Raw genomic sequence first — 14,509 nt, 5'->3', positions numbered from 1 at the left:
GAGATCGCGGTTCCCTAGCTGACGAGCTCGAACAGGTGCGAGGCGTTCTGCATGCTGAGCGAGCCCAGGTTCGCCGCGCCGCCGGGGTTGAAGGTGAAGTTGGTGCCCTTGTAGTCGCTGTTGTAGAAGACCTTCACCACGTAGATGTGGGTCCGGTTCCGTGCCGATTTGGCGTTGTTCTTCACACATTGGTACTGGCCGGTGCCCGACCCCTTGAACTCGTAGCAGTCCGGCTGGGACTTCCCGTAGGTCGGGATCGAACCGTAGCCGAAGTCCGAGATCGACCCGGTGAAATCGGGGCCGTGGTAGAGGCAGAACTCGTAGTCGTCGCAAATGCCGTTCCGGGCCGTCGCCGCACTGGCGGCGGGAACGAGCGACATGAGCAGCGCGATGGTTCCCCCGAGCGCTACCGATGTCCTGATCGCACGTTTCATGATGGATTTCACAACACTCCCCTGTTGGCGTGACCCTGCTCCTGCGGATGATCGACCGCCCGTGTGGTACCCCTGGGCGACGACGCTCGAATAACGCACGCCCTCCGGCGTCAGTGCGCATTTCGTCGAGAAACCTGTGTCACGAACTATCCCGTGTTTGCGACAGTGCAGCACGGGTCATATTTCCACAACTGCCATCCCCCGAACGGTCTAGCCGCCCACGTGCGGTTTCACCTGATTGAGGGTGGATCGTCCGATCTGTTCGACGGTGATTGTTTCGGGCGAATGATCGTCGATCTTGTTCCGGTCACGCGGAGCTGGTCGAGGCGGTCGGGGTGAACTCCGGTCACGCCGACCGGTTCTCCGTTGTCACGCTGAGCCCTACCACGCCGAGCGGGGAGGTGACCCCTGCTGATGACCTCTGAGCCGAGGCTGCCCGGTGTGCGCAACACGGTGTTGAGCGTTCCCGGTGGGGTGGTGCAGGCCGGTGTCGTCCACGACGGCGTGCACCTGCACGTGGGGTGATCTGGCAGCGAGTCCTCGTGCGGGTTGTGGCCGACAAACCGGCCACAACCCGCACAGACGGTTCCTCTCCCAACAGGTGATCAGCGTTGGAGCGTCAGCACACCCGGCCGCCAGGGGAGGCGGTTGTAGTCGCCGCCCGCGTTCGGGTCCTTGCCCTGGTAGAGGAGCTGCAAGTTGCAGGGATCGATGGTCTTGGTCTGGTCGGGGTTGGTGCGGACCAGGTCGCCGTGGCTGATGTCGTTGGTCCAGGTAGCACCGCTGTTCGCCTTGCCTGCGAAGGGATTGCCCTCGCTGGCGGCCTGCGGCGTCCACGAGCCGCCCAGGCTGCTGGAGGTGAACGAGCGGAAGTACCGCCCGTTGCTCCCCATCGCTTCGACGATCATGAGGTACTGGTTCTGGTCCTTGACCTTGTAGACCTCGACCCCTTCGAACAGGTTGGCCTGCGTGTCGCTCATGATCTGCGTCCACGACGAACCGAAGTTGCCGGGGAAGTTCCCGATGGGCATCGTGGCGCGGTAGATCTTGCCGTTGTCACCGGCGAAGAACAGGTACATGGTCGAGCCGTCGGCGATGAGCGTCTGGTCGATGGGTCCCGTGCTGGAGTTGGGGATGCTCCCGGTGAAGAGGGTCTGCTGCGCCGACCACCCGTTCGCGTTGGTGGGGTCGCTCGACGTCCGGTAGCTGAAAGCGGTCCCGCCCCACTGGTAGGCGAGCACCCAGATGTTCTTCGGGGCGAAGTAGAACAGCGTGGGCGCCACAGTCCCGGAGTTCATCCCGTTCTGGCCTGCCGAGGCCATGTCGGACCAGTTCGTGAAGGAGGTGAAGTTCATCGAGCCGTAGGATGCCGACGAGTTGACCATCGATCCGTAGACGAGGTGCTTGCCGTTGTGGACGACGCTGGTGAAGTCCTTGAGCGCGAGCCAGCCCGACTTCGGGTTCGCCAGCGAACCCGTCGACGACCAGCGGTACGTCGACGGGAGCGAGCACGAGCCGGTCGGCGGGGCGTCGAGCTTGACGAGCGACCACTGCTGATTGGCCCCGTTCAGGTCGCCGTACTGCACGACGGCCGCCCCGTCCGCGGTCGACGAGCCCGACACCTCCACCGCTTTGCCGCTGTTGCGGTTGATCAGCTTGACGAAGCCGCTGTCGGTGTCGACAAGGCTGAACTGCTGGTTGGTCCCGTTGAGATCCGCCCACTGCTGGACCTTCGCGCCGTCGGCGGTCGACTTGCTGTCGACGTCGAGGACCTTGCCGGAGTTCTTCGACTTCAGCTTGTAGTAGCCGCCGCCGGAGTCCACGAACTGCCACTGCTGGTTGGCGAGATCATGACGTGACCACTGCTGGACCACCGCTCCATCAGCGGTGGAGGTAGCGGAAACGTCCATCGCCTTGCCGCTGTTGCGGTTCACCAGCACGTACCACGCACTGGTGTCGACGGTCGCCGCCGATGCCACACCGGTGTCGAGCGCGACCGCCGAGGTGACCGTGAGAGCGGTCGCGAGCAGGGCGATCAGCGCGCGACCCCATCGACTGCGCCGGAGACGACCCGAACGGCGCGGTGCCGCCTGGGGTGGCCCGGACAGCGGGACTTGGCCGATCGGTTTCATGGTGGTTCTCCTTCGGCGTCAGGGCCGCACGAGGCCCGAGATGCGTGCAGGGCGGCAATCTCCGTGCTCTTGGGTGGGTCGCGACAGCAGGCCCGGCTGGAGCAAGGACGAAGGCCTCATGACGATCCCCTCGGATGGGCGCAGCGCTTTTGACGCAGGGGCTACCTGCGGTCCACCCAACGCCGGCACGGAGGATGTTAACGATCACAATCTAACGCTTGGATTGTGGGTGTCGGTGGGCTGAATAGAGCAACTGTGCTGTGTTTGTAGAACGTAATAGCCGTTGAGGCGCTCAGGTTTGGGCGGACCGGTCGGCGTGCTAAATATTTAGCGTTAACATTGATCTTGCTGGACCGCCGATGGCCGCCGTGCTGCTAGGACTCTCAGCATCGAGCCGGACGTGCGCGGTTCCCCCTCGCCTCGCGCCTCCGTGTTGGCCGCGCTATTTCAGACCTCGCTTCGTAGGATTTAGGGAAACGCGGGGGAGGGCCGGTCGATGAGCGAGTGGCAGACGATGACCTCGGTGGAGGGGCTGCCGCTCCTGGGCGGGGCGGGCCGGTTTCGTGTTCCGGCGCGGACCGGCAGCGGACTGCTGATGGAGATCGAGTACCCGGCAGGAGTCGCTTCCCCCGAGCATTCGCATGACCACGACAGTTTCGTCTACCTGCTGTCGGGCCACCTGCGCGGAACGCTGGCCGGCGAGCAGTGCGAACTCCTGCCAGGGCAGACGCTCGTGCACCCGAAGGGCGTCGTGCACTCGGTGGAAGCGGTGGAGACCAGCAGGTGGCTGGAGTTCAAGGCGCCGCCCACGTTGCCTGTGGCGTGACGGTCCCCTTCACCGGCGAAGTCGGCGCTGCTCGACGTGCGTGACAGCGGCACCGAGCTGACCGGATCTACGTGGTTCTCGCCGACGCGATGACGCCTCCTTTCGCGGGACGGTGATCTCACCACCAGGTCAGCGTCACCACGGCACCAAGATGAGGTCGACTTCCATGCGCTCTTCCACTCTGACTCACCACCGTGCCCCGAAGCTTGCGGCAACCGCCTTCGGGATCGCACTCGTCGTCACCGGGTGCGCCTCCGGCCAAACCACTACCGGCAGCGACCAGCCCACCTCCTCCAGCACCACCTCCTCTTCTACGTCGGCTGAGCCCGTGCAGTGCGGCGGCGTGAGCATCGATCACCAGGCGTCCATCACCCGGTCGTCCGACATCGTGATCAACGCTCCTCTCCAGCGAGTCTGGGACGTGCACACCGCCGTGGAGAGCTGGAACCAGTGGCAGCAAGCGGTCCTGACCATCGAGCGCCTCGAACAGGGCCCCTTCTCCGCCGGTGCGCAGTTCCGGTGGACGACCCCCGTGCCCGAGTCGCAGCTCTCCCCGGCCGACACCCTGACGATCACGTCGAGCGTCAAACAGGTGGACCCCCGCAAGTGCGTGATCTGGGAGGGGCCTGCCGTCGGCAAGTCGATCACCATCGACAGGGGTGTTCACCTGTGGACCTTCAGTGAGGCGGACGGGAAGACCAGCGTGCACACCGAGGAGTCCTGGGCGGCGCCGCTGCTGGACTCGCTGCAAGGCCCTGACCACGACGCCGCGGCGGCCATGCTCGGTGGAGGCCTGGACCTGTGGCTCCAGGCACTGAAGACCAAGGTCGAGACCCCGTAGACTTCACGCCGACGGAGTACGGATGCGGTATCCGGTGCCCGAATGGCCCGGGTCGACCGGGCCGCGACGTGTCGATCTTGCGCACAGCGACTGCCTTGGCGGCCGTTCGGGTGGTTCGGGAATTGGTCGTCACAGCTCATCCGGAATGTCGTAGCGTGAGGCGCAGTTCACATACCGACTAACGGAATGGGGCCTCAACTCCCTGCGGGGGAGTATTTACGCAGGTAGCGGCATTATCGTCATCAGTCCTTTCGAGACACGGGGGATGGGCCACCTGATGCGAACCAACTTGATCGACCATGACTTCGACGGCCGTTTGGCCCAGTTGCAGGAACTGGTGGAGGGTGCCCGCAGTCTTTCCGAGGCATTGGCGTGGTGGACCGGTGGAGGAGCCCTGACCATTCATGTGTTGGGGTCGCGCAAACACGTTCTGTCCGCGCGGGAGTACGTCGATCTGCGCGGCCACCGGCACACCACTGGACATGAGCGCACAGGAATGCTCAGCAGTGCCCGCGGTGGTCGCACCTTGGCACTGACCAGGGCCCTGATCATCCCGGACCGAATTCCCAGGTCGGTACGACTGGAATGCGGCATCCCGCACCCCGACAACCCCGAGGTCGCTTACGCCACCCGTGTCCCGCTCGGCGTCGCCCTGGCCACTACCTGCGGGCCCAGGTTCCGGCGGGCCGAGCAGACCGTGCGGTCGATCGTGTTCCACGAGGATGAGACCGGCGAGCCGATGTCGTTGCAGTGCACTGCGACGTTGCTGCTCGATGACGAGCCGATCGGCCTGGTCACAGAGCGGCTGACCCGCTTGGTAGTGGAGGAGTTCGCGCCACCGGGCTCGGTGGCCGATTACCTGCGCGACCAGGACGGGGCATCGGACGTCCGGCCGCACTGGTGGTCGGTCGAGTCACTGGCCCGGCGGTGGAATACCGCTACTCGTGGTCGCAAGGCCGGATAAGGACGTCGTGGTCTGGTAGGAGATGGTCACGTTTCCAACCGTTCTGTGGCCCGGAGATGGCGCACGCGCATTCTCCGGGCCACAAGACTGCTTGTGGTGTGGTGCATGGCGCGGGTGCGATGGTCGAAGGTCGAGTTGGCGTTGGTCACCTAAGGGTGGGGCGTCTTGAAGCTCACCTCAAAATGGTTAGAGACTTTGGTGGCGGGTCGGGTTTTGAACGCTCCGCAGAGGTCGACGCGGCGTTTCCAGTGGATGCGTAGGTGTCGGAATTGGCGTACGTAGGAGCTGCTGTGTTTAGCGACCCAGTGCAGGACGCCCAATCCGGAACCGTGGGTCGTGCCCTTTGCCTGCCAGGACCGAGGTAATGGCCAGGTCACCGCAACGCACTGCGGTGGTCGTTGAACACTCTTTCCAGGCTGGGATCATGGACGGCTTGATTTGTCTCTTGCCGGTGGACCGGCGGCAGGGGTTGGGTGACGTCGGCGGTCAGGATCACCGCCAGTGGGAGACTGCTGCCGTCGGTGATCAGGTGGTGCTTGGAACCCGCTTGGCGGCGGTCGATTGGGCTCGGCCCGGCGCGGTCCCCTTTACCGCCCTGACATGTGAGGAGCCCACGACCGCGCGGGACCAGTCGATCCGATTGGCCTCCCGCAGTTCGGCGAGCATCACCTCGTGCAGGCGCAACCAGACTCCGGCGTAGTTCCAGTCCCGCAGCCGTCGCCAGCAGGTCATGCCGGAGCCGAAGCCGAGTTCCTGGGGCAGGTGTTCCCAGCCGATACCGGTGTGCAGGACGTACAGGATCCCTTGCAGGCACAGCCGGTCCGGTAATCGCTTCCGGCCGGGGTTGCGGACCCGGCGTGGCGGCACCGGGATCAGCGGTTCGAGCAGGTCCCACAGTTCGTCCTCGACCAGCCAGGGCTCCGACACGTCCACCACATCGGACCAGCGGCCTCACCGCTCAAGAGCCTCGTCGCAGGATCACCCCTTTGTGTTAGGAGCTGGCGATGACAATGGCTGCCAGCCTGTGTGTCGGTCGGGTCGGCCTGCTACCTCAGCCGCGAGGTCACGCGTGACGGGTGAAAGCGGTGTTACGAGGTTGGATTGTTTTGGTCTGGGGTGATGGTTGTCCACTGTGGAGGGCGCCGAAAGGGGGATGTGGACGGGTAGTGGGTGAACATCGAACATCGGATTGGTATGGGTCTTCCGCAGTGGGACAGGATCTCCAGCACCGCTGGGTGGGCGATCTTTGGCCCGAGGACGTGCTTCGGAGCGGGGGACAGGTCGCGGATCCGGGTGGGCAGTCGTGCGGCGTCCCTGGTCAGGTCGTCGTCGAACCCGATGAGTACGTCCAGTTCGGCCAGGGCGGCGTCGCGGGGGTTGGTTTTGGTATTGCCGGGGTAGAGGTCGGCGTCGCATGGCCCAGGCCCGGCAGGTAGGTCACCAGGGCGCGTTTCACATGTGGCGCAGCCAGATGGTGATCGCTGCGACCTGAACCGTGGCCCTGTAACGAACAGCGAGTTTGTCGTAGCGAGTGCCTACCGCTCTGTGCTGCTTGAGCAGGTTGATACCGCACTCGACCGCGTGACGCTGCTTGTAGACCTGCCTGTCGATCATCGGTGGCCGCCCACCCGAGGAGCCCTTGGCCTTGCGGTGGGCGGCCTGGTCGAGAGGCTGGTCGATGGTGGCCTTGATCCTTCGTCGTCGCCGGTAGGCGTGGTTGGCCTGGGAGCTGTAGGCCTTATCGGTCGGAACCCGATCCGGGCGGGTCCGCGGTCGATCACCGCCGGGCCGGGGTACCCGGATGGCCTCGATCACCGGCGTGAACTGCGGACTGTCACCGCGTTGCCCGGCGGTGACCAGGAACGACAACGGCCGCCGACCCTGCTCACAGGCCAGATACACCTTCACGGTCCAACCGTCCCGCGACCGACCCAAACCGTGATCCTCCGGTTCCGTCCCACCCTCGCCGGTGTCGGCCGGTTCGACCTGCAAATCCCCTTTTCCGCGCTCCGGCGGCATGCTGGTGCGCGCGCATGATCGTGGAATCCACGCTCACGTCCCACACGATCACCCCGGCGGGCATCGGCACGGGCCTGCAATCCGGTCAGGATCCCGTCCAGACCCCGGCGCGCTGCCAGCGTCGGAACAACCCGTACACGGTCTGCCATGGGCCGTATTCGGGCGGGACGTCCTGCGATGGCGCACCAACGCGTACTCGCCATCGGACGCCGTCGATCAACTGTCGCTTGCTCCACTTGGGTGGGCGACCGGGCTTCTCGCCGACGGGCAGCAGCGGTTGCAACAGTGCCCACTGCGCGTCGGTCAAGTTGGCCCGGCACGTCGTCGCTACGCTGGCCACGAGGTCTTCGGTGGTGCGGGTTTGCTTGGTCGCTAACCCATCTACCGGAGACCTCGCCACGTTTCAGGCGCCGATACACCGCTGGTCAACGCCTTTGAAACACGACCTAGACCACGTGCCCGTGCGACCGCGACGGGCAGGGTGCCGATGGTGTTCGGTTGGTCCGTCACCAGGACTTGTCGGTGGGCGGTCAGCTTGTCGAACGGCGTGCGCAGTTTGGGTTCGGTGTTGGGCAGTGGTGTGTCGCGCAGTCCTTTCCCGGTCGGGTCCCGGTCGACGGCGTGGTGGCCGCCCTTGCCGACGTCCAGTCCGAAGAACACGGTGTAGCCGTTGTCCCTCAACCGGTTCTTACCTCGCGTGTCTTGGTCGCCAATCAGGTACCGACGGCCACGTTACGACTGTGATGATCGAGGGGTGCCGCCCCGGCCCGTGGTCTGACCCGCGTTACGACTGACCGATGTGTCCTTGTCTCGATCTGTCGGCCTCGATCCGTGGCGGTGCCAGCTGCCGCCGGGCCGGTGGGGCGTGTCCCGATAGGGGCTTTGCCGCACTGCGCATCTTCACAGTCCTGACCACCTGATCGGTCCGGCGTCGGCCAGCCCGTAGGCGTTCCGATCAGAGCAGGAGCCCGCAGAACCGTGCCCCGCCCCCCTCATTCCTCCTCGCAGCCCCCGGTCCTCGACGGCCAGGAGGTGATCGTGGGAGTCGATACCCACAAGGACTTCCACGTCGCCGCCGTCATCACCGCGCTGGGCGTGCTGCTGGCCACCAAGACATTTCCGACCACGCGAGCCGGGTATCAGGCACTGGTGAAGTGGGCGCGCGGGTTCGGCGTCGTGCAGCGTGCGGGCGTGGAGTGCACAGGCTCCTACGGAGCCGCGCTCGCCCGCCACCTGGCCGCCGCCCACATCGACGTGTTCGAGGTAAACCAGCCCGACAAGGCCAACCGCCGACGCCGCGGCAAGAACGACACCATCGACGCCGAGTCCGCTGCCCGCTCCGTGCTCAACGGGCAGGCCAGCGCGCTGGCCAAGAGCGGCCAAGGGCCGGTGGAGATGCTGCGCGTGTTCAAGGTGGCCAAGACCTCAGCCGTCAAGTCCCGAACCCAGGCCATCAACCAGCTCAAGGCCGTCCTGGTCTCGGCCGATCCCGTGCTGCGCGACGAACTGCGCGAGCTCAGCACCGCCAAGCTCGTGCAGCGGTGCATCGAATGGGCGCCCACCACACCCTGTGACAGCGCTACGGCCGCCCGGTTCACCCTGCGCCTGCTCGCGTGCCGGATCGACCGGCTCAGCCAGGAGATCACCGACCTCAACGCCCAGATCGCCGCAGTCCTGGCCGACCACAACCCCGCCATACTCGACGCCTACGGAGTCGGCCCCGACACCGCGGCCACCCTCCTCATCGCCGCCGGTGACAACTCCGAACGGCTGCGAAGCGAGGCGTCCTTCGCCGCGCTGTGTGGAGTCAGCCCGGTGGAGGCCTCCTCGGGCAGGACGCAACGCCACCGGCTCAACCGCGGCGGCGACCGCCAGGCCAACTGCGCCCTGCGCAGCATCGTGCTGGTACGCCTACGTTGGGACCAACGCACCCGCGACTACATCGACCGGCGCGTCTGCGAGGGCAAGACCAAACGTGAAGCCGTCCGGTGCCTCAAACGCTACATAGCCCGCGAGCTCTATCGGGTCATCACCTCACCCGACCACAGGCAGCGGCACACCAGACTGCTTGACGAACAATAGGGGCATCGAGACCTGCCCTTCGACTGGGGGCGTAAGTCATGCCGGATCCGGCGACCAGGGGGACCAGAGGCCCATTGCTGAGACCTGGAAGAGGTAGCGGGGGTGAGCGTGTCGGTGGGACGGGGGTGTGGGGTGAGGGCTTGACGAGGGCGGGGTTGGTGGGGCTGGTTGGTTGTGGCGGGTTGGTGGGTGCAGGTTGGTTAAGGGGAGAAGGGTGGGGTGCTGATTACCTCGTAGAGGCTGGTCCAGGAGTTGGTGCTGTGGCCTGCGGCGATTGCGTTGTCGTAGTGGGACTTCACTGCGTTGGGTAGGGCGGTGTCGATGCCTGCGTCCTTGCTGGCGGTGGCCACGTGGTCGGCTGTGGCGCCCATCATGAGGACGGTGGCCAGGTCGCCGGGGTGGTGGGCTTGGTCCACGGATTCGGCTGCCTGATCGAGGTAGGAGGCCATGTCGTTGAACAAGGCGGCTGCGTAGGGGCGGAAGGTGGTGGCGGGTACCCCTGCCGATTTCAGCAGGGCGGTGGCGTGCAGGTAGGCGGAGAGGGAGGTCAGGAAGATGTCCAACTGCGCCTGGTAGAACACCTGCGCCAAGGCGTGGTCCTCGCCGCGGTAGTCGGGTTTGCCGATCAGGCGCAGGGTTGGCTCGTGTACGTCGAACGTTGGTCGTGGGCCGCTGTAGAAGACGTACGCGGCGTCTGTGCCGACCAGTGGTGCGGGCACCATGATTCCGCCGACCAGCAGGGTGGCCTTGCGATCGGCCAGCCAGGTGGCGGCCTCGCGGCTGCGGCGGGGGGTGTCGGAGCTGAGGTTGACGACCACCTTGCCCGCCAACGCGTCGCCGACGGGGTCGAGCAGGTCGTACATGGCCTGGTAGTCGGTGAGACTGAGGATCACCAGGTCGTTGGCGTGCAGTGCCTCCGCCAGCGTCGCAGGCTGGACCGCGCCCTCGGCGACCAGGGGAGCGGCGCGTGCCGGGGTTCGGTTCCACACGGTCGTGGGACGGTCGTTGGCGAGGAAGGTGCGGACCATCGCTTGTCCCATGGGGCCGAGGCCGATGACGGTCACGCCTTGGGCGTCATTCATGGTCAGCGCCTTTCTTGAGCAGTTCGATCACGCCGGTGAGGTCTTCGTGGCCGTGCCCGTCGGCGACCCTGCGGGCCATCAGCGGGCCGAGGGGTGCGATCAGTTCGGGGCTGATTCCGCTGTGCTCGGCCAGTTCCAGCAGTTCGGGGAAGCCCGCGGACTGCATGGCCAGGTTCGAAACGACACCGACCGAGTAGTCGCCGCGGTCGATCTGCTCGGCGGCTGACGCCGCGAAGCCGACCATGGTGGTGAGCCAGCGGGTCAGCAGCGGCGCGAAGGACACCGCCGCGACGCCCTCCGAGCCGACCACCGCGTAGGCGTGCAGGATGCCCGCGAGCAGCCCGTACATGCCGCTGAGCAGCGACAGGTCGTACAGGGCCGCCGACCCCGGATCGGTGCCGAGGTAGTGGCTCTCGCCGAAGCGGTCCAGCACGGGTCTTGCCTGGTCGAACGCCGCCTGCGACCCGCTGTAGAGGATGAACGCCGCCGGGGTCGCGATCATGGGGGGTACGGCCATGATCCCGCCGTCGAGGTAGGCGGCGCCGCGTTCGGTCGCCCACGCGGCCAGGTCGCGGGCCTGCGCCGGGGTGCAGCTCGTCAGGTTGACGATGGTCTTGCCGTTCAGCGGGCCTGCCGTGCCCAGCACGTCGCGCACGGAGCCGTGGTCCAGCAGGCAGATGAGCACGAGGTCGGTGGCGGCCACCGCGTCCGGCACCGTGGCGGCACGCGTGGAGCCACGCGGTTCCGGCCTGGTCGCGGAGCGGTTCCACACGGTGGTCGGGTGGCCTGCGGTGATCAGGGCTTCGGCCAGCGCCGAGCCCATCGAGCCCAGGCCCAGCACTGTCGTCGGGGGGAGTTGTTCGGTCATGGGGCGAGTCTGGGGTGGGGTTCGCACGGGGTTCTGGTGGTTTTCGCACGGTTCCGTTTTTGTCGGTGGCCGCCGATACCGTCGCCCTGTGCGATTCGGAGTGCTGGGGCCGCTGGCCGCGTGGACCACCGATGGGCACCCGGTGCGGGTGTCCGAGGTCAAGGTGCGCGCGCTGCTCGCCGTCCTGCTGATCGAGGCGGGCAGGCCGGTGTCGGTGGACCGGCTCGTCCACGACCTGTGGGGCGACCGTCCGCCCGCCTCGCCGTCGAACTCGGTGCAGACCAAGGTCTCGCAGCTCCGGAGGATGTTGGAGGACGGGGAGCCGGGCGCGCGGCGGCTCGTGGTCCGGCAGGCGCCGGGGTACCTGCTGCGGGTCGAGCCGGATGAGGTCGACGTGACGCGGTTCCGGGCCTTGGCGGCGCGGGCCGCGGCTGTCGACGACCCTCGACGGCGGGTGGCGCTGTGGTCGGAAGCGCTCGCGTTGTGGCGCGGGCCCGCGTTGGCGGACTTCGCGGACGAACCGTTCGCGACGGCGGTCGTCGCGCAGTGGGAGGAGGAACGCCTCGGCGCACTGGAGGGTCACGTCGAGGCGCGGATCGACCTGGGCGAGCACGCCGCGGTGATCGGCGAGCTGACCGACCTGACCGAACGGCACCCGTTGCGTGAGCGGTTGCACGCCGCCCGGATGCGGGCGCTCTACCGGTCCGGTAGGCAGACCGAAGCGCTCGCGGGTTTCCGCGCGCTGCGGGAGCGGCTGGCCGACGAGCTGGGCGTGGCACCCGGCCCGGAGCTGGCGGCCGTGCACCAGGCGATCCTGGAGCAGAACCTTGAAGCCGCGCCCGCCCGGCCGTCGTCCAACCTGCCCGCCCCGGTGAGCGACCTGATCGGCCGGGACGAGGCCGTCGCCGAGGTGGCCGACCTCGTCGGAAAGCACCGGCTGGTCACGCTCACCGGCCCCGGCGGGGTCGGCAAGACGCGGCTGGCGGTGGAGACGGCACGGCGCACCGCCGCGCGCGACGGCACCTGGCTGGTCGAGTTCGCGGGCCCGGTCGACGCTCCGGTCGACGAGGTCGTCGCGGCCGAGCTGGGTCTTCGGGAGGACACCGGCACGACCGTGGAGGCGTTGCGGAGCAAGCAGATGCTGCTCGTGCTGGACAACTGCGAGCGGCAGGTCGGCTCGGTCGCGAGGTTCGTCGCCCGGCTGTTGGCGGCCGCGCCGGGCGTGCGCGTGCTCGCCACCAGCCAGGAACCGCTGGAACTCGCGGGCGAACTGCTCTGGCCCGTGCCACCGCTGGAGGTGCCCGACGAGACCGAGCACCCGCCGGAGTTCAGCGCCGTCCAGTTGTTCGTCGCGCGGGCCGCCGCCGCGGCGCCGGGGTTCAGGCTGACGTTCGACAACGTGGAGGCGGTCGCCGCGATCTGCCGCCGCCTGGACGGGATTCCGCTGGCGCTGGAGATGGCTGCCACCAGGGTGCGCGCGCTGGGCGTGCACGAACTGCTGGACCGGCTCGATGACCGGTTCCGGCTGCTCGCGACCGGGCACCGCGACGCGCCCGCCCGGCAGCGCACGCTCCGCGCGGTGATCGACTGGAGCTGGGAGTTGCTGTCGGAGGCCGAGCGCGCGGTGTTGAGCGGGCTGGCCGTGCACGCCGAGAGTTGCTCGCTGGAGGCCGCGGAGCGGGTGTGCGGGGGCGAGGACGTGGTCGACCAGGTGGTCCGGCTGGTGGGCCGGTCGCTGGTGGTCGTGCTGCCCGGTCCCCGCTACCGGCTGCTCGAGTCCGTGACCGCGTACTGCCTCGAACGGCTGCGCGAGAGCGGGGAACTCGACGCGTCGCGGCGCGCGCACCTCGACTACTACACGGACCTCGCGGAACGGGCCGACGGCCGGTTGCGCGGCGGCGAGCAGCGGACGTGGCTGAGCCGGTTGACGGCGGAGGGGCCGAACCTGCGGAGCGCGCTGGACCACGCCGTGCGCGACGGTGCCGCGGACGCCGCGCTGCGGCTGGTCAATGCCCAGGCGTGGTACTGGTTCCTGCGCGGCAGGCTGCGCGAAGGGCAGCGGTCGTTGACCACGGCGTTGTCCGTCGTCGGGGGCGACGAGCGGCAGCGGGCTCGGGCGACGGCATGGCTGGCCGGGTTCGAGGCGCTGATCGGCGAAGGCGGTGGCCTGGCCGAGCGGGCCGAGAAAGCGTTGGCCGGGTTCGAGGGCGTCGACGACCCGGCAGGGCTGGCGCGCGCCCAGTGGTTCCTCAGCCACGTGCTGATCGGGTCGGGCGACCTGGACGCGCTGGCGGACCTGGCGGGTCGGGCGCTGGTCGGCGTCACGGCCGTCGGCGACCGCTGGGGAGAAGCGGCCGTGTTGAGCACCCTCGCCGCCCAGGCCCGGCCTCGGGGCTCGCTCGGGGACGCGCGACAGCACGGGGAGCGGAGCGCGGAGGTGTTCCGCTCGCTCGGTGACCGGTGGGGGCAGGTGAAGGCGGCGGACGTGCTCAGCTCGCTGGCGGAGATCGACGGCGACTACGGCGAGGCGGAACGGCTGCACCTGGAAGCGTTGCGCGGCGCGGAGGAACTGGGGCTGGGGATCGAGATGTCCTACGAACTCTCGGGGCTGGGCCGGATCGCGCTGCTGCGGGGCGACTACGAGCGGGCCGAGGGGCTGCACCGGCAGGCGCTGCGGCTGGCCTCGGCCCAGTCACACCTGCGGGGAGCGCAGTTCGCCGAGGTCGGACTGGGTCTTGGCGCTCGACGGCAGGGCAGGCTCGACGAGGCAGAGGAGCACCTGACGGCGTGGTTGCGGTGGTGTCGGGAGGTCGACGGCGACCTGGGCGTGGCGCTGATCATGGCCGAACTCGGGTTCGTGGCGGAGCAGCGGGGGGAGGCGGAGTTGGCGCTGGCCCGGCAGGCGGAGGGGCACCGGGCGGCGAAGGCGACCGGGGATCCGCGGGCGGTGGCGCTGTCGATGGAGGGGTTGGCCGGGGCGTACGCGCTGGCGGGCGACCACCTGCGGGCGGCCAGGTTGCTGGGTGCGGCGGCGGAGGCCCGTGGCAGGCCGTTGCCCCGCGGGGAACGAGGGGACGTCGATCGCATCAGCGCGGCGGTGGAGCTGGCGCTGGGGGCCGAGGTGTTCCGGGTGGAGTTCGGGCACGGGCTGGAGGGAGCCGAGGAGGTGATGGCGGTGGGGTGATCGGGACGCACCCCGCGAGCGTGCTGGGCCAACCCGCCGCGGCATAGCCTGGCCCGCCCGGTGTTCCAGGCCTGACA

At 68.0% G+C, this 14,509-nt stretch carries 9 protein-coding genes and 4 pseudogenes; 5 read left to right on the top strand and 8 right to left on the bottom strand.

The features are described from left to right. Window positions 1-14: 14 nt before the first annotated feature. Window positions 15-434, bottom strand: a complete 420-nt coding sequence (locus NZH93_RS08955) for a peptidase inhibitor family I36 protein (RefSeq protein ID WP_259622493.1) — start codon at window positions 432-434, stop codon at window positions 15-17. Between the two features lie 605 nt (window positions 435-1,039). Continuing rightward, window positions 1,040-2,566 (bottom strand): non-reducing end alpha-L-arabinofuranosidase family hydrolase, encoded by a 1,527-nt coding sequence (locus NZH93_RS08950; RefSeq protein WP_259622492.1) that lies wholly within the window; start codon window positions 2,564-2,566, stop codon window positions 1,040-1,042. A gap of 496 nt (window positions 2,567-3,062) precedes the next feature. On the opposite strand from NZH93_RS08950, the gene NZH93_RS08945 reads away from it, so the two are divergent. The 3 genes from NZH93_RS08945 to NZH93_RS08935 all read left to right on the top strand — a co-directional run bounded on the left by NZH93_RS08945 (window position 3,063) and on the right by NZH93_RS08935 (window position 5,197). Further along, the gene (locus NZH93_RS08945) at window positions 3,063-3,392 is read left to right on the top strand and encodes a cupin domain-containing protein (protein ID WP_259622491.1); all 330 of its coding nucleotides are present in this window, start codon (window positions 3,063-3,065) and stop codon (window positions 3,390-3,392) included. A gap of 343 nt (window positions 3,393-3,735) precedes the next feature. After that, window positions 3,736-4,233: an SRPBCC family protein gene (locus tag NZH93_RS08940; protein ID WP_259622490.1), complete on the top strand. Its 498-nt coding sequence runs from the start codon at window positions 3,736-3,738 to the stop codon at window positions 4,231-4,233. A gap of 277 nt (window positions 4,234-4,510) precedes the next feature. Then, the gene (locus tag NZH93_RS08935) at window positions 4,511-5,197 is read left to right on the top strand and encodes a hypothetical protein (protein ID WP_259622489.1); all 687 of its coding nucleotides are present in this window, start codon (window positions 4,511-4,513) and stop codon (window positions 5,195-5,197) included. A 149-nt stretch (window positions 5,198-5,346) separates the two neighbouring features. Here NZH93_RS08935 and NZH93_RS51180 read toward each other — a convergent pair. From NZH93_RS51180 to NZH93_RS08915, 4 pseudogenes are all read right to left on the bottom strand, one after another. Continuing rightward, window positions 5,347-6,124: pseudogene (locus NZH93_RS51180) on the bottom strand (IS5 family transposase). 257 nt (window positions 6,125-6,381) lie between these two features. Continuing rightward, window positions 6,382-6,606: pseudogene (locus tag NZH93_RS08925) on the bottom strand (IS110 family transposase); the annotation flags it as partial. A 43-nt stretch (window positions 6,607-6,649) separates the two neighbouring features. Continuing rightward, a pseudogene (locus NZH93_RS08920) lies at window positions 6,650-7,556 on the bottom strand (IS5 family transposase). Window positions 7,557-7,672: 116 nt separating this feature from the next. Beyond that, a pseudogene (locus NZH93_RS08915) lies at window positions 7,673-7,897 on the bottom strand (IS110 family transposase); the annotation flags it as partial. Window positions 7,898-8,248: 351 nt separating this feature from the next. Here NZH93_RS08915 and NZH93_RS08910 point away from each other — a divergent pair. Next, on the top strand, window positions 8,249-9,298 hold the full coding sequence (locus NZH93_RS08910; RefSeq protein WP_259622488.1) for an IS110 family RNA-guided transposase: 1,050 nt from the start codon (window positions 8,249-8,251) through the stop codon (window positions 9,296-9,298). A 200-nt stretch (window positions 9,299-9,498) separates the two neighbouring features. On the opposite strand, the gene NZH93_RS08905 is transcribed toward NZH93_RS08910, so the two are convergent. Continuing rightward, window positions 9,499-10,380 (bottom strand): NAD(P)-dependent oxidoreductase, encoded by an 882-nt coding sequence (locus tag NZH93_RS08905; RefSeq protein ID WP_259622487.1) that lies wholly within the window; start codon window positions 10,378-10,380, stop codon window positions 9,499-9,501. Next, window positions 10,373-11,248: an NAD(P)-dependent oxidoreductase gene (locus NZH93_RS08900; protein WP_259622486.1), complete on the bottom strand. Its 876-nt coding sequence runs from the start codon at window positions 11,246-11,248 to the stop codon at window positions 10,373-10,375. The genes NZH93_RS08905 and NZH93_RS08900 overlap by 8 nt, the downstream gene beginning before the upstream one ends. A gap of 88 nt (window positions 11,249-11,336) precedes the next feature. Here NZH93_RS08900 and NZH93_RS08895 point away from each other — a divergent pair, with 88 nt between their 5' ends. Continuing rightward, window positions 11,337-14,432 (top strand): AfsR/SARP family transcriptional regulator, encoded by a 3,096-nt coding sequence (locus NZH93_RS08895; RefSeq protein WP_259622485.1) that lies wholly within the window; start codon window positions 11,337-11,339, stop codon window positions 14,430-14,432. The last annotated feature ends 77 nt before the right edge of the window (window positions 14,433-14,509 follow it).

Source organism: Umezawaea endophytica, assembly GCF_025061645.1.
Taxonomy (GTDB): Bacteria; Actinomycetota; Actinomycetes; order Mycobacteriales; family Pseudonocardiaceae; genus Umezawaea; species Umezawaea endophytica.
The sequence above is the reverse complement of the archived record's forward strand: the minus strand, read 5'-3'. Positions and strand labels throughout refer to the sequence as shown.